We start from the raw sequence: 24,343 nt of genomic DNA on the forward strand, positions 1-24,343 counted from the left end.
ACCAATTACCTGCCGAGTTCCCTGTGAATGAACTCGAATATCTCGTCGTCCGTTGCGGACCCGATCTTCTCCGCGACCGCCTGGCTTTCCGCCGGGGCGCCGACCTCCAGCCACTGGGAAAGGAGCCCCTGCAGCCGATCGGTGATCAATTGATGTGTCTTCTCGTCCGGTGCCGCCCCGGTCAGCAGCGACCCGAGCCGGTCGACCTCCTCGACCAGGGACGCCGGGCCGGCCTCGTCCTGGAACTCCTCGTTCCAGAGGTACTCGGCCAGCACCACCGGGGTGGGGCAGTCGAACAGCAGCGTGGCCGGCAGCTGGAGTCCGGTGGCGGCGCCGATCCGGTTGCGCAGCTCGACCGAGGTCAGCGAGTCGAAGCCCAGGTCGCTGAAGGCCCGGGTGGCCTCGACGGCCTCGGGCGAGGCGTAGTCGAGCACCGAGGCCGCCTGGGCCTGGACCAGCTTGACCAGCGCCCGGTTCTGCTCGGCCCGGGACAGGCCCGCCAGCCGCTGCTTCAGGGACTCGCCCGCCGCCGGGTCGGCCGTCGGGTCCGCCGTCCCGCCGGCCAGCGCCGCGACGACCTCGGGCAGGCCCTCGATCAGCGGGCTGCGGCGGCGCAGCGTGAACGGCGGGGCGAACCGCGCCCAGTCCACGTCGGCCACCGTGACGGCGCCCTCGCGGCCGTCCAGGATCTGGGCCAGCGCCTGCACGGCGTGGTCCTCGTCCATGACCATCAGGCCGCCCCGCGCCATCCACGCGGCGGTGTCGGCGTCGGTCATGCCGCCGCCGCCCCAGGGGCCCCAGGCCACCGAGGTGCCGGGCAGCCCCTCGGCCCGGCGCCGCTCGGCCAGGCCGTCCAGGAAGGTGTTGGCCGCGGCGTAGGCGGGCTGGACGCTGCTGCCCCAGGTCGCCGAGATCGACGAGAAGAGGACGAACGCGTCGAGCTCCAGACCGGCGGTCAGCTCGTCCAGGTGGACGGCGCCGGCGGCCTTGGCGGCCAGCACTGCGGCCGTCTCGGCCAGGTCGGTGTCCGCCACCGTGGTGGCCTGCCCGATGCCGGCGGTGTGCATCACCGTCGACAGGGCGGGGCCGGTCGCCGGGATCCGGGTGAGCAGGCCGGCCAGCTGCGACCGGTCGGCGGCGTCGCAGGCCACGACGTCCACATCGCTGCCCCGGGCGGCCAGTTCGGCGGCCCGCGCGGCCAGACCGGCGGCGGCCGGACCGGACCGGCTGGTCAGCACCAGCCGCCGGGCACCCCGGCCTGCCAGCCAACCGGCCACGTGCCCGCCGATCGCACCGGTGCCACCGGTGACCAGGACGGTCCCGCCGGGCGTCCACTGCTGCTCGCTCGCCCGGGGGTGGGGGGCGCGGGTCAGTCGCCGGGCCAGGATCCCGGCCGGACGGACCGCCACCTGGTCCTCGCCGCAGCCGGCCAGGACGGCGACCAGCCGGCCTGCGGCCTGCTCGTCGACCGTGCCGGGCAGGTCGACCGACCCGCCCCAGCGGTCCGGGTGCTCCAGCGCCACCACGCGGCCCAGGCCCCAGACCTGCGTCTGCACCGGCCGGGCCGGGCCGGTGCCCGGTCCGTCGGCCACCGCACCGGAGGTGAGCACCCACAGCGGTGCGCCCACCTCGGCGTCGCCGAGCGCCTGCACCAGGGTCAGCGTCGCGGCGAAGCCCCCGGGAACCACCGGGTGCTCGGGCACCGGGGTCTCGTCCAGGGCCAGCAGCGACACCACCCCGGCGAACCCGGACTCCGGCAGCACCGCGCGGATCCGCTCCGCGGTCAGCTTCCGGTCGGCCGCGGCCGCGGCCTCCAGGACGACGAGCTCGGCACCACGGGCGCTCAGCGCCGCCGTGCACTGCTCGGCGAAGGCGGCATCCGCCCCTCCGGCGGGGAGCACGACCAGCCACTGCCCGGACAGCCGGGCGGGAGCGGGGTCGGCGACCGGCGCCCAGGTGACGCGGTAACGCCAGTTCTCCGTCACCGAGCGGTCCTGCTCCCGCCGGCGCCAGGACGCCAGGGCGGGCAGGACGGTGCTCAGTTGCTGCCGGTCCTCGATCGCGAGCGTGTCGGCGAGCCGGGCCAGGTCGCCGCCCTCGACGGCGGCCCAGAACGCGGCCTCCGCCTCGGTGCTCGCACCGTCGCCGCCCACCGGGGACGCCGTCGCGGCGGCCTGCAGCCAGTAGTGCTGGTGCTGGAAGGCGTAGGTCGGCAGGTCCACCGACTCCGCGGCCGGCAGAACCGTCTTCCAGTCGACCGGAAGGCCGCCGACGTAGGCCTGCGCCAGCGCGGTGACCAGACGGGCCGCGCCGCCGTTGTCGCGCTCCAGCGAGCCCACGCTCAGGACGTCCAGACCGGCGTCCTCGGCGGTCTCCGTCACGGCGGCGGTCAGCACCGGGTGCGTCGACACCTCGACGAACGAGCCGTAGCCACCGCTCAGGAGGGTGCGGACGGCCTCCTCGAAGCGGACCATCCGGCGCAGGTTGGCGTACCAGTAGGCGGCGTCGACCTCGGTGCCGGTGAGCCACTCACCGGTCACCGTCGAGATCATCGGCACCCGGCCCGCCCGCGGCGCGATCCCCGCCAACTCCCCGGCCAGCACGGTCTCCAGCGGTTCGACCGCCGGGGAGTGCGCGACGAAGTCGGTCTCGGGGATCCGCCACCGCAGCACCTTGCGTGAGGCCAGCTCACGCTCGAACTCCGACAGCGCCTCGGGCTGACCCGAGACCACCACGGCCGCCGGGCCGTTCACCGCGGCCACCGACAGCCGCTCACCGAAGCCGTCGACGAGCTCGCGCACCGCCGGCGAGGGCATCACCACGGACACCATCGAGCCCTGGATGGCGAGACCCGTCAGGGCTCGCGCCCGGACGGTCACCACGCGGGCGGCGTCCTCCAGGGACAGCATCCCGGCCACCGTGGCAGCGGCGATCTCGCCCTGCGAGTGGCCCAGGACGGCGTCCGGGGTGACACCCGCGGCCTCCCAGACCGCCGCGAGGGAGACCATCAGGGCCCACAGCACCGGCTGCACGACATCCGCCGTGTCCAGGCGCGGGGCGCCCTCCGCCCCCTCGATGACCTCGGAGAGCTTCCAGTCCACGAACGGCGCCAGCGCCGCCTCACACTCCGCGAGTCGAGCCACGAACACCGGCGACGCCGCCAGCATGTCCCGGCCCATGCCGACCCACTGCGCGCCCTGACCCGCGAACACGAAGGCCGTCCGACCACCGGTCCGGGCCACACCCGACACCACCGAGGCGGCCGACGCACCGAGCGCCAGACCCTCCAGGCCCGACGCCAGCGCGGCACGGTCGCCACCGACCACGACCGCCCGGTGCTCGAACACCGAACGCGTCGCCGCCAACGACCACGCCACCTCGCCCGGCACCAGCTCCGGACGCGCCGACACCCAGTCCCGCAGCCGGCCCGCCTGGGCCGTCAGCCCCTGGGCCGACCGGCCCGACACCAGCCACGCCGCCGGACCGCCCTCGACCACCGCGGGAGCTGCCGGAGCCGCCTCGACCTCGACGGCCGCCGGTTCGGCGTCCGCGACCGGGGCCTCCTCCAGGATGAGGTGGGCGTTGGTGCCGCTCATGCCGAACGACGAGACACCGGCACGACGCACCCGGTTCTCGGCCGTCCACGGCACGGCCTCGGTCAACAGCTCGACCTCACCGGCCGACCAGTCGATGTACGGCGAGCGCTCGGCGGCGTGCAGGGTCCCCGGCAGCTCCCGGTTCCGCAGCGCCATCACCATCTTGATCACACCGGCCACACCGGCCGCGGCCTGGGTGTGCCCGATGTTCGACTTCACCGAGCCCAGGCGCAACGGACCGCTGTCGCCGCGCTCCTGACCGTACGTCGCCAGCAGCGCCTGCGCCTCGATCGGGTCACCCAACGGGGTGCCCGTCCCGTGCGCCTCCACCACGTCGACCTCGTCGGCGCGGACCCCGGCGTTGGCCAGGGCGGCGCGGATGACGCGCTGCTGCGACGGACCGTTGGGCGCCGTCAGACCGTTGGACGCACCGTCCTGGTTGGTGGCGCTGCCGCGGATCACCGCGAGCACCTGGTGCCCGTTGCGCCGGGCGTCCGACAGCCGCTCGACCACGAGCATGCCCGCGCCCTCGCCCAGGCCCATGCCGTCGGCCGCGGCCGAGAACGGCTTGCACCGGCCGTCGGGCGCCAGCCCCATCTGCCGGCTGAACTGGTCGAACAGCAGCGGGTTGGCCGCCACCATGACACCGCCGGCCAGGGCCATCGTGCACTCCCCGGAGCGCACCGCCTGGCAGGCCAGGTGCAGGGCCACCAGCGAGGACGAGCACGCGGTGTCGACCGTCACCGCCGGGCCCTCCAGGCCCAGCACGTACGACACCCGGCCGGACACCACGCTGGTCGAGATCCCGGTCACCAGGTGCCCGTCCAACTCGCCCTGCAGGCCGGAACTCCAGCCGTAACCCGAGGCGGACGCGCCCGCGAACACACCGGTCGCCGAACCGCGCAGCGCCGCCGGGTCGAGACCGGCCCGCTCCAGCGCCTCCCAGGCCACCTCCAGCAGCAGCCGCTGCTGCGGGTCCATCGACACCGCCTCACGCGGGCTGATGCCGAAGAACCCCGCGTCGAAGCCGGTCGCGTCGTAGACGAAGCCGCCGGCCCGGACGGGGCCGCCCTCGGCGGCCTCGCCCCGGCCCTCGATGACCCAGCCGCGGTCCTCCGGCAGGACGGAGATGGCGTCGGTCCCGCCGGCCACCAGGTCCCACAGCGCCTCGGGGCCGGTCACACCGCCCGGGTACCGGCAGGCCATGCCGACGATCGCCAGCGGCTCGTCGGTCGCCGCCGCCACCACCGGAGCGCTCTGCGCGGCGTCGGGGAGCCCGGCCAGCTGCGCCAGCAGGAACTCGGCGGCGGACGTGGGCGTGGGGGCGTCGAACAGCAGGGTCGCGGGCAGCCGGAGTCCGGTCGCGGCGCTGAGCCGGTTGCGCAGCTCGACCGAGGTCAGCGAGTCGAAGCCCAGGTCGCTGAAGGCACGGGTGGCCTCGACGGCCTCGGGCGAGGCGTAGTCGAGCACCGAGGCGGCCTGGGTCTGCACCAGCAGGACCAGCGCCCGGTTCTGCTCCAGGCGCGACAGGCCCGCCAGCCGCTGCTTCCAGGACGCGCTCGCGTCCGAACCGCCGGCCGGGTCGTCCCCGGGAGCGTCCGGCAGCTCGTCGGCCAGGGCCGCGACGACCTCGGGCAGGCCCTCGATCAGCGGGCTGGGACGGCGCAGGGTGAACGGCGGGGCGAACCTCTCCCAGTCGATGTCGGCGACGGTCAGCTGCTCCTCGCCGCCGTCCAGGATCTGGGCCAGCGCCTGCACGGCCCGGTCCTTGTCCATGACGACCAGACCGCGGCGGCTGCCCTGGGCGGCGCCGTCCTCGTCGGTCATGCCACCGCCGCCCCAGGAGCCCCAGGCCACCGAGGTCGCGGTCCGGCCCCGGGCCCGGCGGTACTCGGCCAGGCCGTCCAGGAAGGTGTTGGCCGCGGCGTAGGCGGGCTGGAGGCCACTGCCCCAGGTCGCGGCGATCGACGAGAAGAGGACGAAGGCGTCGAGGTCCAGCTCGGCGGTCAGCTCGTCCAGGTGGACGGCGCCGGCGGCCTTGGCGGCCAGCACCGCGGCCGTCTCGGCCAGGTCGGTCTCGTGCACGGTGTTGTGCTGGACGACACCGGCGGTGTGGAACACCGCGGACAGGGCGGGGCCGGTCGCGGCGATCCGGTCGAACACCCCGGCCAGGTCGGACCGCTCGGCGGCGTCGCAGGCCAGGACGTCCACGTCGGCGCCCAGGGCGGCCAGTTCGGCCGCCTTCGCGGCCAGACCGGCGGCGGCCGGGCCGGACCGGCTGGTCAGCACCAGCCGCCGCGCACCCCGGCCGGCCAGCCAAGCGGCCACGTGCCCGCCGATCGCACCGGTGCCACCGGTGATCAGGACACTGCCGCCGGGCGTCCACTGCCCGGCGCCGGTGTGCGGCTGACCGGCCCTGGTGAGCCGGCGGCCGAGGATCGCGGCCGGGCGGATGGCGACCTGGTCCTCGCCGCAGCCGGCCAGGACGGCGGCCAGCCGGCCCGCGGTCTGCTCGTCGAACTCGGCCGGCAGGTCGATCAACCCGCCCCAGCGGTCCGGGTGTTCGAGGCCGACGACGCGGCCGAAGCCCCAGATCTGGGTCTGCAGCGGGTTGGTCAGGGCCTCGCCGGGCGTGGCCGCGACGGCGCCGCGGGTGAGCACCCACAGCGGCGCCTCGATGCCCGAGTCGCCCAGGGCCTGCACCGCGGCCAGCGTGGTGGCGAAGCCCCGGGGGACGGCCGGGTACCCGGGTACGGGGGTCTCGTCCAGGGCCAGCAGCGACACGATGCCGGCCGGCGCCTCGAAGCCTTGCAGCGCCTCGGCGATGGCGAGCGCCACCTCGGACCGGTCCACGGCGTCGGTCGGCAGCTCGGCGACCGTGACGTCCGCGCCGCAGGCGGCCAGCGCCCGGACGCAGGACCGGGTCAGCTCGTCCTCGGCCCGGTCGGCGAGCACCAGCCAACGGCCGGTGAGCGCGGCGGAGTCGGGGTCCGAGACCGGCGCCCAGGTCACCTGGTAGCGCCAGTTCTCCGTCGCCGAGCGGTCGCGCTCGCGGCGGCGCCAGGAGGTCAGCGCCTCCAGCACCTCGCCGAGCGAACGCCGGTCGTCCAGTTCCAGGACCTCGGCGATGTGGGCCAGGTCCCCGCCTTCGACGGCGGTCCAGAACGCGGCCTCCGCCTCGCTGCCCGTGCCGTCACCACCGACGGCCGCCGCATCCGCGGCCGAGGGCTCCAGCCAGTACCGCTGACGCTGGAAGGCATACGTCGGCAGGTCCACCGACTCCGCGGCCGGCAGAACAACCTTCCAGTCGACCGGAAGGCCGCCGACGTAGGCCTGCGCCAGCGCGGTGACCAGGCGGGCGGCGCCCGCGTTGTCCCGCTCCAGGGTGCCGACCGTCAGCACGTCCGCGACACCCGCGTCCTCCGCTGTCTCCGCGACGGCGGCGGTCAGCACCGGGTGCGTCGACACCTCGACGAACGAGCCGTAGCCACCGCTCAGGAGGGTGCGGACGGCCTCCTCGAAGCGGACCATCCGGCGCAGGTTGGCGTACCAGTAGGCGGCGTCGACCTCGGTGCCGGTGAGCCACTCACCGGTCACCGTCGAGATCATCGGCACCCGGCCCGCCCGAGGCGCGATCCCCGCCAACTCCCCGGCCAGCACCGCCTCCAGCGGCTCCACCGCCGGGGAGTGCGCGACGAAGTCCGTCGCCGGGATCCGCCACCGCAGCACCTTGCGCGAGGCCAGCTCACGCTCGAACTCCGACAACGCCTCCGGCTCACCCGAGACCACCACGGCCGCCGGGCCGTTGACCGCGGCCACCGACAGACGGTCACCGAAACCGTCGACGATCTCCCGCACCGCCGCCGACGGCATCACCACCGACACCATCGAACCCTCGACGGACAGACCCGTCAGAGCCCGCGCCCGGACAGCCACCACCCGGGCCGCGTCCTCGATGCTGAGCATCCCGGCCACCGTCGCAGCCGCGATCTCACCCTGCGAATGGCCGACGACAGCGTCCGGCGTCACCCCGGCGGCCTCCCACACCGCCGCGAGCGAGACCATCAGCGCCCACAGCACCGGCTGCACGACATCCGCCGTGTCCAGCCCCGGAGCACCCTCCGCCCCCGCCAGCACCTCGGAGAGCTTCCAGTCCACGAACGGCGCCAGCGCCGCCTCACACTCCGCCAACCGCGCCGCGAACACCGGACTCGAGAGCGCCGCGTCCCGGCCCATACCGACCCACTGCGCACCCTGACCCGCGAACACGAACGCCGTCCGACCACCCGAACGCGCGACCCCGGAAACCACCGAAGCGGCCGGGACGCCACTCCCCAGGGCGCCCAGCCCGGACAGCAGCTCGGTACGGTCGTCACCGACCACCACGGCCCGGTGCTCGAACACCGAACGCGTCGCGGCCAGCGACCACGCGACATCGCCCGGCACCAGCTCCGGACGCGCCGACACCCAGTCCCGCAGCCGGCCCGCCTGGGCCGTCAGCCCCTGGGCCGACCGGCCCGAGACCGCCCAGGCCGCCAGCCCGTCCAGCTCCAGCACCGCGGGAGCGGCCGGAGCCGCCTCGACCTCGGCGGCCGACTCGTCCACGGTGTCGGCACCCTCGGCGCCCTCGGCGTCCCCGGCGGGCGCCTCCGCGACCTCGCCGTCCTCGGCCGGGGCCTCCTCCAGGATGATGTGCACATTGGTGCCGCTCATCCCGAACCCGGAGACGCCACCACGGCGCACCCGCTCCCCGGCGGGCCACGCCACCGGCTCGGCCAGCAGGCGCACCTCGCCGGCCGACCAGTCCACTTCCTGCGTCGGCTCGTCGACGTGCAGCGTCTGCGGCAGCTGCTCGTTCTGCAGCGCCAGCACCATCTTGATGATCCCGGCCATGCCCGCGGCCTGCTGGGTGTGCCCGATGTTGGACTTCACCGACCCCAGCCACAGCGGCCGGTCCTCCGGGCGGTTCTGCCCGTAGGTGGCGAGCAGCGCCTGGGCCTCGATCGGGTCGCCGAGCGGGGTGCCGGTGCCGTGCGCCTCGACCACGTCCACGTCGGCCGTCGAGAGCTTGGCGCTGGCCAGCGCCGCGCGGATGACGCGCTGCTGGGACGGACCGTTCGGGGCGGTCAGACCGTTGGACGCACCGTCCTGGTTGATCGCCGAACCGCGCACCACGGCAAGGACCTTGTGCCCGTTGCGGCGCGCGTCCGACAGCCGCTCCACCACCACGACACCGGCGCCCTCGGCGACGCCCATGCCGTTCGCCCCGGCCCCGAAAGCCTGGCAGCGCCCGTCGGGCGACAGGCCGAGCGAGGTGCTGAAGTCGGTGAACAGCACCGGGGTGGCGGCCACGAACGCGCCCCCGACCAGCGCCATCGAGCACTCGCCGGAGCGCAGCGCCTGGGCGGCCAGGTGCAGCGAGACCAGGGACGACGAGCACGCGGTGTCGATCGACACCGCCGGGCCCTCCAGGCCCAGCGTGTAGGACACCCGGCCGGACAGGATGCTGGTGGCGTTGCCGGTCATCACGTGACCGTCGAGCTCGCCCTGCTTGCCGGTGATCCAGCCGTACCCGGAGGCGGAGGCGCCGGCGAACACGCCGGTCTGCGAGCCCCGGAGCGAGGCCGGGTCGATCCCGGCCCGCTCCAGTGCCTCCCAGGCCACCTCCAGCAGCAGGCGCTGCTGCGGGTCCATCGAGAGCGCCTCACGCGGGCTGATCCCGAAGAAGCCGGCGTCGAACTCGGTGGCGCTGTAGATGAAGTTGCCCGCCTGGACCTCGGCGGCGCCGGGGCCTCCGGGCTCGCCGAAGGCCCACCCGCGGTCCTGCGGCAGCCCGGCCACCGATTCCCGCCCGGCGTCCAGCAGTTCCCACAGGGCCTCGGGGTTGCGCACACCCCCGGGGAATCGGCAGCCCATGCCGACGATGGCGATGGGCTCGCCGCCGGCGTCTTCCAGTTCCTGCAGACGCTGCCGGGTCTCGTGCAGGTTAGCGGTCACCCGCTTGAGGAAATAGCGGAGCTTCTCTTCGCTCACTTACGTCACCTCGTCGAAGAAGTCGCGGCGTTGGCCGAGTCAGTGGATTCCGAGTTCCTTGCCGATGAAATCGAAGACTTCGTCGTCGGTTGACGATTCGAGCTTCTCCGCAACTCCGGTCTCGGCGGTCTGTGCCCGAGCCTCCCTCCACTTGGAGAGCACGACTTCGAGGCGGTTCGTGATCAGGGCGGATTCCGCGTCGCCGGCGAGACCGGCGAGCATGCCCTCCAGCTTGTCCAGCTCGATCAGCACCGGCCGGGCCGGGCTGGTCTCCTCGGTCAGGCCCGCCCGCAGGTGGTCGGCGAGGGCGGCCGAGGTGGGGTAGTCGAACAGCAGCGTGCTGGGCAGGCGCAGTCCGGTGGACGCGCCCAGCCGGTCCCGCAGTTCGACGGCGGTCAGCGAGTCGGCGCCGAGGTCGTTGAAGGCGCGGTCGGCCTCGACGGACTCGATGCTCGCGTGTCCCAGGACGGCGGCGGCCTCGGTCCGGACCAGGTCGATCAGCAGTCGGTCCTGTTCCACCCGGGACAGGCCCGCCAGTTCCAGCGCCAGCGCGTTCCCGGCCGACGGGTCGGCCTGGGCGTCGTCGCCACCGTTGCCGGCCAGGGCCTCGATGACCTCGGGCAGGCTCTCGATCAGCGGGCTCGGGCGGCGCAGGGTGAACGGCGGGGCGAACCGCGCCCAGTCCACGTCCACGACGGTGAGCAGCCGGTCCCGGCCGTCAAGTGCCTGGGCCAGGGCCTGGATCGCCTGGCCCGGGTCGATCAGGCGCAGGCCGCGGCGGGTCATCGCGGCCGCGCCCTCCGCGTCGGTCATCCCGCCGCCGCCCCACGGACCCCAGGCCACCGAGGTGGCGGCCAGGCCGCGGGCGTGGCGGTTCTCCGCCAGGGCGTCCAGGTAGGCGTTCGCCGCCGCGTAGCCGGCCTGGAGACCACTGCCCCAGGTCGCCGCGATGGAGGAGAACAGCACGAACGCGTCCAGGTCCAGGTCGGCGGTCAGCCGGTCGAGACTCGCGGCGCCGGCGGCCTTGGCCGCCAGCATGGCGGCCGTCTCCTCCACCGTGACGTCGTCCAGTGCGGTGGCCTGCCCGAGGCCGGCGGCGTGCATGACCGCGGTCAGCGGCGGGCCGCCCGCACCGATCCTGGCGAGCACTCCCGCCAGGGCGGCGTCCTCGGCGGCGTCGCAGGCGAACACGTCCACCTCGGTTCCGGTGGCCGCCAGTTCGGCCGCCAGGGCGGCCGTCCCCGCGGCTCCGGCCCCGGAGCGGCTGGTCAGCACGAGCCGCTTGGTACCGCGGTCGGCCAGCCAGCGGGCGACGTGCCCGCCGATCGCACCGGTGCCACCGGTGACCAGTACGGTGCCGCGCGGCACGAACTGCCCTGCGACGCCGCGCGGTCGGGCGGCCCTGGTGAGCCGGCGGCCGAAGATCCCGGCCGGACGGATCGCGACCTGGTCCTCGCCGCACTCGGCCAGCACCGCGCAGAACAGCTCCGCGGCCCGGTCGTCGAACTCGGCCGGCAGGTCGATCAGACCGCCGCCGTGGTCGGGGTGTTCCAGGGTGGCGACCCGGCCGAGCCCCCAGGCCTGCGCCTGCACCGGGTTGGTCAGCGCCTCGTCCGGGGTGGTGGCCACCGCACCGCGGGTCAGCGCCCACATCGGTGCGTGGACGCCCTCGGCGATCAGGGCCTGGATCAGCGTCTGGGTCCCGGCGAGGCCGTTCGCCAGCACCGGGTGACCGGGCAGCGGCGTCTCGTCCAGGGCCAGCAGCGACACCACGCCGGAGACCTCGGCCTCGGGCAGCGTCGCGGCGATCCGCGCGGCCATCAGCCCCTGGTCGGCGGTCTCGGTGGTCGCCAGGGTCACGACCTCGGCGCCGCGCGCGGTCAGCGCCCGCACGCACGCCTGCCACAGCTCGCCCCCGGCCTGCTCGGGCGTGCCCACCAGCAGCCAGTGCCCGTAGAGCACGGCCGGGGCGGGGTCGGCCACCGGCGCCCAGCTCACCTGGTAGCGCCAGTTCACGGTCGCCGACCGGTCCTGCTCGCGGCGCCGCCAGGACGCCAGGGCCGGCAGCACCTCACCGAGGTACCGCTGGTCCTCCAGGGCCAGGGTGTCGCCGAGTTCGGCCAGGTCGCCGTTGTCGACGGCGGCCCAGAACCGGGCCTCGGCGGCCGTGCCCGTCCCCTCCCCGCCGGTGTTCGGCGAGGTCTGGACGCCCTTGGGCCAGTACGTCTCCTGGTGGAAGGCGTAGGTCGGCAGCTGGACCGGCGAAGCGGTCGGCAGCACCGAACTCCACTCCACCGAAGCACCGTTGACGTACGCCCGGGCCAGGCCGGTCACCAGGCTCGGGACGCTCTCGTCGTTACGGCGCTGGAGCGGGACGAAGACGGCGTCCTCGTTCCCGGTGCCCGCGACGATGTCCGAACCCAGCGACGACAGGGAGCCGTCGGGGCCGACCTCGATGAACACCGTGACACCCTGCTTGGCGAGCGCGGCGACGGCGTCGGCGAAGCGCACAGCCTGACGGGTCTGCGCCGGCCAGTAACCGGCCTCGCACTCGGTGACCAGCTCACCGGTCAGCGCACCCGCCCACATCACCTGCGGACGGCCGTACTCCAACCCTTCGGCCACAGCGGTCAGTTCGCCGATCACCGGGTCCATCGCGGGCGAGTGGAACGCGTGGGAGACCCGCAGCCGCCGCACCCGGCGACCCTGCTCCCGCCACAGCTCCACGACCCGGTCCACGGCCTCGACCTCACCGGAAACCACGACCGACTCCGGACCGTTGACCGCCGCGATCACGGCACCCTCGGCGAGCGTCGCAACGACCTCCGCCTCCGGCGCGTTGATGGCCGCCATCGCACCACCACTCGGCAGCGCCTGCATCAGCCGGGCCCGCGCCGCCACCAGACGGGCCGCGTCCGGCAGCGACAGCACACCGGCCACATACGCGGCCGCGACCTCACCCACCGAATGACCCACCACCGCATCCGGCACCACACCGGACGCCGCCAGCACCGCCGCGACCGCCACCTCGAAGGCGAACAGCCCGGCCTGCGCATACAGCGTCTGATCGGCCAGCGCCTCGTCGACGCCCTCAGCACCGAGCACCACGTCCCGCACCGAGATCCCGAGCTCCAGCTCCAGCAGCCCGCTCACCCGGTCGAAGACCTCGGCGAAGACCGGGCTGCCCTCGTACAGTCCCCGGCCCATCCCGGCCCACTGCGAACCCTGGCCCGCAAAGACCAGACCCACCCGGGCACCGGCCCGCGCCACACCCGACACCACCGCACCGGAAGAAACCCCGGCCGCCAGACTCGCCACACCATCGACCAGTTCGGCCCGCTCGCCACCGACCATGACCGCCCGGTGCTCGAACACCGAACGCGTCGTCACCAGCGACCACGCCACGTCCCGCGGCTCCAGCTCAGCCCGCGCGGCGACCCACTCCCCCAGCCGACCCGCCTGAGCCGTCAGCCCCTCGGCCGTCCTGCCCGACACCACCCAGGCACCCGCACCCGGCAGCACCGGCACCGTCTCCGGCACCTGGTCGACCTCGACGGCCTCGGCCGCCGGGGCCTCCTCCACGATCACGTGCGCGTTGGTCCCGCTGATACCGAACGCCGACACACCCGCGCGGCGGACCCGGCCCTCGGCCGGCCAAGGCACCGGCTCGGCCAGCAGCCGCACCTCGCCCGAGGCCCAGTCCACGTGCGGCGAGGGCTCGTCGACGTGCAGTGTGCGCGGCAGTTCCTCGTGCTGGAGCGCCAGCACCATCTTCATCACACCGGCGATACCGGCGGCCGCCTGGGTGTGGCCGATGTTCGACTTCACCGAGCCCAGCCACAGCGGCTGCTCCCCGGCCCGCTCCTGGCCGTACGTGGCGAGCAGCGCCTGCGCCTCGATCGGGTCCCCGAGCGGGGTGCCGGTGCCGTGCGCCTCGACCACGTCCACGTCGGCGGCGGTCAGCCGGGCATTGGCGAGGGCCGCCCGGATCACCCGCTGCTGCGAGGGACCGTTCGGCGCGGTCAGACCGTTGGACGCACCGTCCTGGTTGATCGCCGAGCCCCGCACCACCGCGAGCACCCGGTGCCCGTTGCGCCGGGCGTCGGAGAGCCGCTCCAGCACCAGCATTCCGGCGCCTTCGCCCATGCCCATGCCGTCGGCCCGGGCCGAGAAGGCCTTGGAGCGCCCGTCCGCCGCGAGTCCGCGCTGGCGGGCGAAGCCCACCATCTCCCACGGCGTCGCCATCACCGCGACGCCGCCGACCAGGGCCAGCGAGCACTCGCCCGAGCGCACCGCCTGGGCGGCCGTGTGCAGCGCCACCAGTGCGGAGGAGCACGCCGTGTCCACCGTCAGCGCCGGGCCCTCCAGGCCCAGCACGTAGGACACCCGGCCGGAGATGATGCTCGTCGCGTTCCCCGTCACCAGGTGGCCCTCCACCTGCCCGGCGCCCTCCCGGCCGCCCAGCTGCATGCTGGCCAGCGCGTAGTTCGACGAGTAGCCGCCGATGAACACGCCGGTGCGCGAGCCGCCCAGCGAGGCCGGGTCGACCCCGGCCGACTCCAGGGCCTCCCAGGACAGTTCGAGCATCAGTCGCTGCTGCGGGTCCATCGCCAGCGCCTCACGCGGGCTGATCCCGAAGAAGCCCGCGTCGAACCGGCTCGCCTGGTGGAGGAAGCCGCCCTCCCGTGCGTAGGTCGTCCCGGCGTTCGCCGGGTCGGGGTCGAACAGCGCGTCCGCGTCCCAGCCGCGGTCCTGCGGGAAGCCGGAGATGCCCTCGCCGCCCGCGGCCAGCAGCTTCCAGAGTTCCTCGGGGGTGTTCAGCCCGCCGGGGAAGCGGCAGCTCATCGCGACGATGGCGACCGGCTCGTCATCGGTGACCACCGCGGTCGGCACGACGGCCGCGGCCGCGTTGTCGGCCAGCGCGCCGAGCAGTTCGGCGCGCAGGTGCTCGGCCAGCACGGTCGGGGTCGGGTAGTCGAACATCAGCGTCGCCGGCAGGCGCAGCCCGGTCGCGGTGGCGATCCGGTTGCGCAGCTCGACCGACGTCAGCGAGTCGAAGCCCAACTCGCTGAATGCACGCCCGGCTTCGACCTCGTCGGAGCTCGCGTAGTCGAGGACGGCGGCGGCCTCCTCGCGGATCGTGTCCACCAGGATCCGGTCCTGCTCGGCCCGGGACAGGCCGGTCAGCCGCTGGGCGAGCTCGCCCTCCGCCTGCCGCCCGCCGACGGTCCCGGTCTGCTGGGCCGCCTTCAGCTGCTGGGCATCGGGCAGGTCTCGCAGGAACGGGACGTCCAGGATCTTCGCCTGGCCGGGAGCGGCCGCGAAGGCGGGCCAGTCCAGGTCCATCACGGTCAGGACGGTGTCCGGGCCGGTCACCGCGGTGCCCAGCGCCTTCACTGCGGTCCGGGGGTCCATCAGGACCTCCCAGCGGTTTCGGCGCAGCCGCTGCCGGGCCGCCTCGCTGCCGCCGGAGACGCCCTCGCCGGCCCACGGGCCCCAGGCCACCGAGACGGCGGGCAGGCCGCGCGAGCGCCGGTTCTGCGCCAGCGCGTCCAGGAAGGCGTTGGCGGCCGAGTAGTTGGCCTGGCCGGCGCCGCCGAAGGTGGCGGCGGCGGAGGAGAACAGCACGAACGCGTCGAGCTCCAGACCGGCCGTCAGCTCGTCGAGGTGGCGGGCACCGGCGGCCTTGGGCGCGAGGGCGCTCGCCAGCCGCTCGTTGTCGAGGCCGTCGAGCACGCCGTCGTCGAGCACACCGGCGGTGTGCATGACCGCGGTGAGCGGCGGACCGCCCGCCCCGATGCGGTCGATGACCGCGGCGAGGTCGGCGCGGCTCGCGCTGTCGCAGCTGCTGATCTCGACGTCGGTCCCGGCGGCCGCCAGGCTCGCGGCCAGTGCCACGGCGCCCGGGGCGGTGCTGCCGGACCGGCTGGCCAGGACCAGCCGTTCGGCGCGGCCGGCCAGCCAGCGGGCCACGTGCCCGCCGACGGCTCCGGTCCCGCCGGTGATCAGTACGGTGCCGCGCGGCGTCCAGTCCCGGCCGTCCTTGGGCTGGGGGGCGCGGTTCAGGCGGCGGCCCAGGATGCCGGCGGGCCGGATGGCCACCTCGTCCTCGCCGCAGCCGGCGAGGACCGTGCACAGGCGGCTCGCGGCGCGGTCGTCGAGCACGGCGGGCAGGTCGATCAGGCCGCCCCAGCGGTCCGGCTGCTCCAGGAAGACCACCCGGCCGAGGCCCCAGGTCTGGGCCTGCACCGGGCTGGTCAGCGGGTCGCCCGGGCCGGTGGCGATCGCCCCGGAGGTGAGCGTCCACAGCGGGGCGCTGATCGCGGCGTCGGTCAGCGCCTGGAGCAGGGCCAGGGTGCCGGCCAGGCCGGCGGGCACGGACGGCAGGCCGGGGAGCGGCGCCTCGTCCAGGCCGAGCAGCGACACCACGCCGGTCACCCGCACCGGGGCGTCCGCGTCGTCGTCGTGCAGGGCCCGGCCGAGGTCGGCGGCCAGCGACTCGCGGCGCGCCGCGCCGCTGTCGACCTCGACCACCTCGACGCGGTCGGCCCGCGCGGTCAGCGCGCGGACGCAGGCCCGGACCAGGTCCGCGGCGGCACCGGTGCGGTCCGCCGGGACGGCCACCAGCCAGGTGCCGGCCGGCTTGGCCGGTGCCGGGTCGGTGACCGGCGCCCAGGAGACCCGGTAGCGCCAGTTCCCGGTGACGTCCCGGTCCCGTTCCCGGCGTCGCCAGGTCGCCAGGGCCGGGAGCACCTCGCCGAAGGAGCGCTGCCCGTCCACCGCCAGGGTGTCGGCGAGCTGCTCGAGGTCGCCGCCCTCGACGGCCGCCCAGAACCGGGCCTCGGCCTCCGAGGAGGCGCCGTCCCCGCCGAGCGCCGCCGGCGGGGCCAGGCGGGAGCCGGTGAGCCAGTAGCGCTGGTGCAGGAAGGCGTAGGTGGGCAGGTCGGTGCGGTGCGCGGCGGGCAGCACCCGCTGCCAGTCGACGGAGGTGCCGCCCACGTGCACCTGGGCGAGCGCCGCCAGCAGCCGCGCGGGGCCGCTGTGCTCGCGGTCCAGCGTCCCGGTGATCACCGGGGTCCCGGCCGTGCCGAGGTCCTCGATCGTCTCGGCGATCCCGCCGGTCAGCACCGGCTGCGGGGACACCTCGATGAACGTGCGGTTCCCGGCCGCGGCCAGCTCGCGGACGGCCTCGTCGAAGCGGACGGTCCGGCGGACGTTGGCGAACCAGTACCCGGGGTCCAGCTCCGCGCCGTTCATCCACCGGCACTCGACCGTGGAGAACAGCGGGACGCGGCCGGCCTGCGGCCGGATCCCCGCCAGACCCTCGGTCAGCACGCCCTCCAGCGCGGACACCCCGGCCGAGTGCGCCACGAAGTCGGTCACCGGGATCGGCCAGCGCATGACCTTCCGGGCCGCCAGCGCGGCGCCGAACTCGGCCATCGCCTCCGTCTCGCCGGACACCACGGTGGCGGCGGGCCCGTTCACGGCCGCGACCGCCAGCCGGTCGCCCCAGGGGGCGAGCAGCTCGCGCACCGCCGCGGCGGGCATGACGACCGACAGCATCGCGCCGCCGGTGCCGAGCCCGGACAGCGCCCGGCTGCGGACCGTCACGACCCGGGCCGCGTCCTCCAGCGACAGGATCCCGGCCACCGTCGCGGCCGCGACCTCGCCCTGGGAGTGGCCGACCACCGCGCCCGGCACCACGCCCGCGGCCTCCCACACGGCGGCCAGCGACACCATGACCGCCCACAGCGCCGGCTGGACCACGTCGGCGGTGTCCAGCGCGGGCGCGCCGTCGGCGCCGGCCAGCACCTCGGTCAACGACCAGTCCACGTACGGCGCGAGCGCCTGCTCGCACTCGGCGATCCGGGCCGCGAACACCGGCGACGCCGCCAGCAGCTCCCGGCCCATGCCGGCCCACTGGGCGCCCTGGCCGGGGAAGACGAACACCGGCTCGCTCGACTCGGCGGCGGCCGACGTCGCGGCGACCACGCCGGGGGCGTGCTCCCCGGCCGCCAGCGCGGCCAGGCCCGCGGCCAGCTCCTCGCGGGCGGTCCCGGCCACCACGGCCCGGTACTCGTAGACCGAGCGGGTCGCCGCCAGCGACCACGCCACGTCCGCCGGGTCCGTCTCCGGCTGCGCGGCCAGGTACTCCGCCAGGCGGGCCGCCTGGCGGCGCAGGCCGTCCGCGGTCCGTCCCGACAGCACCCAGGCACCGGCCTCGGGGGCGTCGAGGAGCGCGGGGGCCTGCGGCTGCGCGAGGTGCGCGACGACCTCGTCCGCCGGGTCGGGGGCCTCCTCCAGGATCAGGTGGGCGTTGGTGCCGCTGACCCCGAACGAGGACACCCCGGCCCGGCGCGGGCGTCCGTCCGTCTGCCACGGCCGCGACTCCGTGAGCAGGCGGACGTCGCCGGCCGACCAGTCCACGTACGGCGAGGACTCGTCCGCGTGCAGGGTGGCCGGCAGGTTCTTGTGCTGGAGTGCCAGCACCATCTTGATCAGCCCGCTGATGCCGGCCGCGGCCTGGGTGTGGCCGATGTTGGACTTCACCGAGCCCAGCCACAGCGGCCGGCCCTCCGGCCGGTCCTGGCCGTAGGTGGCGATCACGGCCTGCGCCTCGATCGGGTCGCCCAGCACCGTGCCGGAGCCGTGCGCCTCGACCACGTCGACGTCGGCGGTGGTCAGTCCGGCCTCGGCCAGGGCGGCGCGGATGACGCGCTGCTGCGAGGGGCCGTTGGGCGCGGTCAGGCCGTTGGACGCGCCGTCCTGGTTGATCGCGGAGCCGCGCACCACGGCCAGCACCGGGTGCCCGTTGCGCCGGGCGTCGGAGAGCCGCTCCAGGACGACCATGCCCGCGCCCTCGGAGACGCCCATGCCGTCGGCCGCGGCCGCGAAGGACTTGCACCGGCCGTCCGGGGACAGGCCGCGCTGCTTGCTCACCCAGACGAAGAGGTCCGGGGTGGAGGCGATGAACGCGGCACCGGCCAGCGCCAGCGAGCACTCGCCCGAACGCAGCGCCTGGCTGGCCAGGTTGACCGCCACCAGCGCCGAGGAGCACGCCGTGTCGACGGTGACGGCCGGGCCCTCCAGGCCGAAGGTGTAGGACACCCGGCCGGAGAGCACGCTGGTCGTGGTACCCGTCAGCAGGTGGGCCTCCAGGCCCTCCGAGGCGTCCGGCCCGACCAGGCCGTAGCCCGTGTAGCTCGCGCCCGTGTAGACGCCGGTACGGCTGCCGCGCAGCGCCGACTGGGTGATGCCGGCCCGCTCCAGGGCCTCCCAGGAGGTCTCCAGCAGGAGCCGCTGCTGCGGGTCCATCGCCAGCGCCTCACGCGGGCTGATGCCGAAGAACCCGGCGTCGAACTCGGCCGCGTTGTAGACGAATCCGCCCTGGCGCACGTACGCCGTGCCGGGGTTCTCCGGGTCCGGGTCGTAGAGGCTGTCCAGGTCCCAGCCGCGGTCCTGCGGGAACGCGCCGATCGCGTCCGTGCCGGAGTCCAGCAGCTCCCACATGTCCTCCGGGGTCCGCACCCCGCCGGGGAAGCGGCAGGCCATGCCGACGATCACCACGGGGTCGTCGTCCAGCGGCACCGTGCTCGCCGGGACGAGCGCGCCGGCGCTCGCGGCCCGGTCGCCCAGCAGCTCTTCCCGCAGGTAGCCGGCCAGGACGGTCGGGCTCGGGTAGTCGAAGAGCAGCGTGGCGGGCAGCTTCAGCCCGGTGGCGGCGCCCAGGCGGTTGCGCAGTTCGACGGCGGTCAGGGAGTCGAAGCCCAGCTCGCTGAAGGCCCGGCTGCTGCCGACCGCCTCCGGGGAGGCGTACTCCAGCACACCGGCGGCCTCGGCCCGGACCAGGTTGACCAGGGTGCGGTCCTGCTCGGCGGCCGGCAGGCCGGCCAGCTGCTGGCGCAGGGGCGTGGCGGCGGCCTGGTCGGCGGCCTGCTCGGTCCCGTCGCCGGCCAGGGCCTCGACGGCCTCCGGCACGCCCTCGATCAGCGGGCTGGGGCGGCGCAGGGTGAACGGCGGGGCGAACCGCGCCCAGTCCACGTCCACGACCGTGGTCAGCGCCTCGCCGCCGTCCAGGATCCGGGCGAGCGCACGGATGGCCAGGTCGGGGCCCATCAGGCGCAGGCCGCGGCGCTCCAGCTGGGCGCCGTCGGCCCCGGCGCCCATCGCGCCGACGCTCCACGGGCCCCAGGCCACCGAGGTGGTGGCCAGGCCCCGGGCCAGGCGGCTCTCCGCCAGGGCGTCCAGGTAGGCGTTGGCCGCCGAGAACCCGGGCTGCTGCCCGCCGCCCCAGACCGCGGCGACCGAGGAGAAGAGAACGAAGGCGTCGAGGTCCAGACCGGCGGTCAGCTCGTCCAGCCAGGCCGCCGCGTCCGCCTTGGCGGCGAGGACCTCGGCGAACTCCGCGAGGTCCAGGGCGTCGACCGGGGTGTTGTCGATGGCCTCCGCGAGGTGCAGGACGGACGACAGGGCGGGCCCGGTCGCCGGGATCCGGTCGAGCAGGCCGGCCAGCTGCGACCGGTCGGCGGCGTCGCAGGCCACGACGTCCACATCGCTGCCCAGCGCGGCCAGTTCGGCCGCCAGCGCCGCGACACCGGGGGCGGCGGGGCCGGTGGTGCCGGTGGTGCCGGTCAGGACCAGTCGGGCCGCACCCCGCTCGGCCAGCCAGCGGGCGACGTGCCCGCCGATCGCCTCGGTGCCACCGGTGACGAGCACGCTGCCGCTCGGCGTCCAGTCCCGGGCGTCCTTGGGCTGCGGGGCGTGGACCAGTCGGCGGGCCAGCAGACCGGTCCGCCGGACGGCGACCTGGTCCTCGCCGCAGCCGGCCAGGACAGCCGTCAGCAGGCCCGCGGTCCGCTCGTCGAACTCGGCCGGCAGGTCGATCAACCCGCCCCAGCGGTCCGGGTGTTCAAGTGCGACGACGCGGCCGAAGCCCCAGACCTGCGACTGCAGCGGGCCGTCCGGCGCCTCGCCGGGCGTGGCCGCGACGGCGCCGCGGGTGGCGACCCACAGCGGGGCGGGGATCTCGGCGTCGCCGAGGGCCTGCACCAGGGCGAGGGTCGCGCCGAGGCCGCCGGTCACCGCCGGGTGGGCGGGCAGGCGGGTCTCGTCGGTCGCGAGCAGCGACAGCACGCCGGACACCTCGGTGGTGCCCTGCTGCGCCGCCTGGATCAGCGCGGCGATCTCGGTCCGGTCGACGGAGCCGGCCGGGACCTCGACGAACACGACCTCGGCCCCGCGGGAGGACAGCGCGGCAGCGCACTGCCGGGCGAGTCCGTCCTCGCTCCGGCCCTCCGGGGTGACGACCAGCCAGCTGCCGGACGGCGCACCCGAGAGCCGCTCGGTCACCGGCGTCCAGGTGACGCGGTAGCGCCAGCCCTCCGTCGCCGAGCGGTCGCGCTCGCGGCGGCGCCAGGACGCCAGGGCGGGCAACACCTCGGCGAGCTGCTGCCGGTCCTCGAGGGCCAGCGTGTCGGCGATGCGGGCCAGGTCCCCGTTCTCGACGGCGGCCCAGAACGCGGCCTCCGCCTCGCTGCCCGTGCCGTCAGCACCGACGGCCGCCGCACCCGCGGCCGAGGGCTCCAGCCAGTACCGCTGACGCTGGAACGCGTACGTCGGCAGGTCCACCGGCTCGGCGGCCGGCAGCACCGTCTTCCAGTCGACCGGAAGGCCGCCGACGTAGGCCTGCGCCAGCGCGGTGACCAGACGGGCCGCGCCCGCGTTGTCCCGCTCCAGGGTGCCGACCGTCAGCACATCCGCGACGCCCGCGTCCTCCGCCGTCTCCGCGACGGCGGCGGTGAGCACCGGGTGCGTCGACACCTCGACGAACGACCCGTACCCACCGCCCAGCAGGGTGCGGACGGCCTCCTCGAAACGGACCATCCGGCGCAGGTTGGCGTACCAGTACGAGGCGTCCACCTCGGTGCCGGTGAGCCACTCACCGGTCACCGTCGAGATCATCGGCACCCGGCCCGCCCGAGGCGCGATCCCCGCCAACTCCCCGGCCAGCACCGCCTCCAGCGGCTCCACCGCCGGGGAATGCGCGACGAAGTCCGTCGCCGGGATCCGCCACCGCAACACCTTGCGCGAAGCCAGCTCACGCTCGAACTCCGACAACGCCTCCGGCTGACCCGAGACCACCACCGCGGCCGGGCCGTTCACCGCGGCCACCGACAGACGGTCACCGAAGCCGTCGACGATCTCCCGCACCGCCGCCGAGGGCATCACCACCGACACCATCGAACCCTCGACGGACAGACCCGTCAGCGCCCGCGCCCGGACAGCCACCACGCGGGCGGCGTCCTCCAGGGACAGCATCCCGGCCACCGTGGCAGCGGCGATCTCACCCTGCGAGTGGCCGACGACGGCGTCCGGGGTGACACCCGCGGCCTCCCAGACCGCCGCGAGCGAGACCATCAGCGCCCACAGCACCGGCTGCACGACATCCGCCGTGTCCAGCCCCGGGGCACCCTCCGCACCCTCCAGAACCTCGGAGAGCTTCCAGTCCACGAACGGCGCCAGCGCCGCCTCACACTCCGCCAGCCGCGCCGCGAACACCGGGCTCGACTGCGCGGCGTCCCGGCCCATACCGACCCACTGCGCACCCTGACCCGCGAACACGAACGCCGTCCGACCACCGGTCCGGGCCACACCCGACACCACCGAACCCGACGGCACACCAGCCGCCAAGCTCTCCACACCACCGGCCAGTTCGGCCCGCTCACCGCCGACCACGACCGCCCGGTGCTCGAACACCGAACGCGTCGCCGCCAACGACCACGCCACCTCGCCCGGCACCAGCTCCGGACGCGCCGACACCCAGCCGGCCAGCCGCTCCGCCTGCCCCGCCAGCGCCTCCGCCGTACGGCCGGACACCAGCCACGCCGCAGGACCGCCCTCGACCACCGCGAGAGCGGCCGGAGCCGCCTCGACCTCGACGACCGACTCGTCCACGGTGTCGGCACCCTCGGCGCCCTCGGCGTCACCGTCGGGGGCCTCCGCGGCCGCGCCGTCCTCGGCCGGGGCCTCCTCCAGGATGATGTGCACATTGGTGCCGCTCATGCCGAACGACGACACGCCACCGCGGCGCACCCGCTCCCCGGCGGGCCACGCGACCGAGTCGGCCAGCAGCTTGACGTCACCGGCCGCCCACTCCACGTGGGGGGTCGGCTCGTCCACGTGCAGGGTCTGCGGCAGCTGCTCGTTCCGCAGCGCCAGCACCATCTTCATCACACCCGCCACACCGGCAGCCGCCTGGGTGTGCCCGATGTTCGACTTCACCGAACCCAGCCACAGCGGCCGGCCCTCCGACCGCTCCTGGCCGTACGTGGCCAGCAGCGCCTCGGCCTCGATCGGGTCGCCCAGCGTGGTCGCCGAACCGTGCGCCTCCACCACGTCGACCTCGTCCGCACGGACCCCGGCGTTCGCCAGCGCCGCGCGGATCACCCGCTGCTGCGACGGACCGTGCGGCGCCGTCAGACCGTTGGACGCACCGTCCTGGTTGGCCGCCGAACCGCGGATCACCGCCAGTACCTGGTGCCCGTTGCGGCGCGCGTCCGACAGCCGCTCCACCACGAGCACGCCGACGCCCTCGGCCCAGCCGGAGCCGTCCGCCTCGGCGGCGAAGGACCTGCAGCGCCCGTCCACCGACGTCCCGCGCTGGCGGGAGAAGCCCACGAAGACGGACGGGCTGGAGATCACCGTCGCGCCGCCGACCAGGGCCAGCGAGGACTCACCGGAGCGCAGCGACTGGGCGGCCAGGTGCAGGGCCACCAGGGACGAGGAGCACGCGGTGTCGATGGTGACGGCCGGGCCCTCCAGGCCCAGGGTGAACGCCACCCGGCCGGAGGTGACGCTGGTCGAGATCCCGGTGAGCAGGTGGCCCTCGGACCCTCCGCTCTGCGCCGCCGGATCCGTGCCGTAGCCCTGGCTGTAGGCGCCGGCGAACACACCGGTCCGGCTGCCGCGCAGCGAGGCGGCGTCGATGCCCGCCTGCTCCAGCGCCTCCCAGGCCACCTCCAGCAGCAGGCGCTGCTGCGGGTCCATGGTGACCGCCTCGCGCGGGCTGATCCCGAAGAAGCCGGCGTCGAACTCGGTGGCGTCGTACATGAATCCGCCGTGGCGGGCGTACGAGGTGCCCGGGTGGTCGGGATCCGGGTCGTACAGGTTCTCGAGGTCCCACCCGCGGTCCTGCGGGAACGGGCCGATCGCGTCCGAGCCGTCGGCGAGCAGCTTCCACAGCTCCTCGGGGTTGCGCACCCCGCCGGGGAAGCGGCAGCCCATGCCGACGATCGCGATCGGCTCCTGGCTCCGTTCCTCGACCTCAGCGAGGCGACGACGGACCTGACGCAGATTAGCCGTCACGAGCTTCAGATAATCGCGGAGCCTGTCTTCGTTGGCCATTTAATTCCGCCACCCCTGCTTGCCGAGGATATGCCATTTATGGATCTGCACAGCCGCGGTGCGGGATTACCGCGGAATTACGCTGAATCGGGATTTCCCAATACCTGCAAAAGATCGATCCCACCAGCCACAGGAACGTATCCAGCCCCGTTTGGGCGGCGCAACGTGGCAGTTGAACACTTGAACCGGGCGCCCCGCGCTCGGAATCGAGGAATCCGACACTCGATCCACCGGTCCGCACGGGAGCCGGATCCGGATTGCATTGAATACCACGGCAGGCTATTCAGGTCCAGTGGTTCCTCCGGCGGACC

The 24,343-nt window shown here is 74.9% G+C and carries 2 protein-coding genes; both read right to left on the bottom strand.

What is annotated here, in order from left to right; all coding sequences use genetic code 11:
* Positions 1 to 5 precede the first annotated feature (5 nt).
* Entirely contained in the window at positions 6 to 9,629 is a 9,624-nt protein-coding gene (locus ACFVXG_RS22060; protein WP_387929896.1) for a type I polyketide synthase, read from the bottom strand.
* Positions 9,630 to 9,668: 39 nt separating this feature from the next.
* Positions 9,669 to 24,032: a type I polyketide synthase gene (locus ACFVXG_RS22065; RefSeq protein ID WP_387929897.1), complete on the bottom strand. Its 14,364-nt coding sequence runs from the start codon at positions 24,030 to 24,032 to the stop codon at positions 9,669 to 9,671.
* Between the last annotated feature and the right edge of the window lie 311 nt (positions 24,033 to 24,343).

It is taken from the genome of Kitasatospora sp. NPDC058162 (assembly GCF_042884005.1).
Lineage (GTDB): Bacteria > Actinomycetota > Actinomycetes > Streptomycetales > Streptomycetaceae > Kitasatospora.

Bases quoted from the DNA above. Each gene is read 5' to 3' on its own strand.
- ACFVXG_RS22065 (WP_387929897.1), bottom strand. From the start codon at position 24,032: ATGGCCAACGAAGACAGGCTCCGCGATTATCTGAAGCTCGTGACGGCT.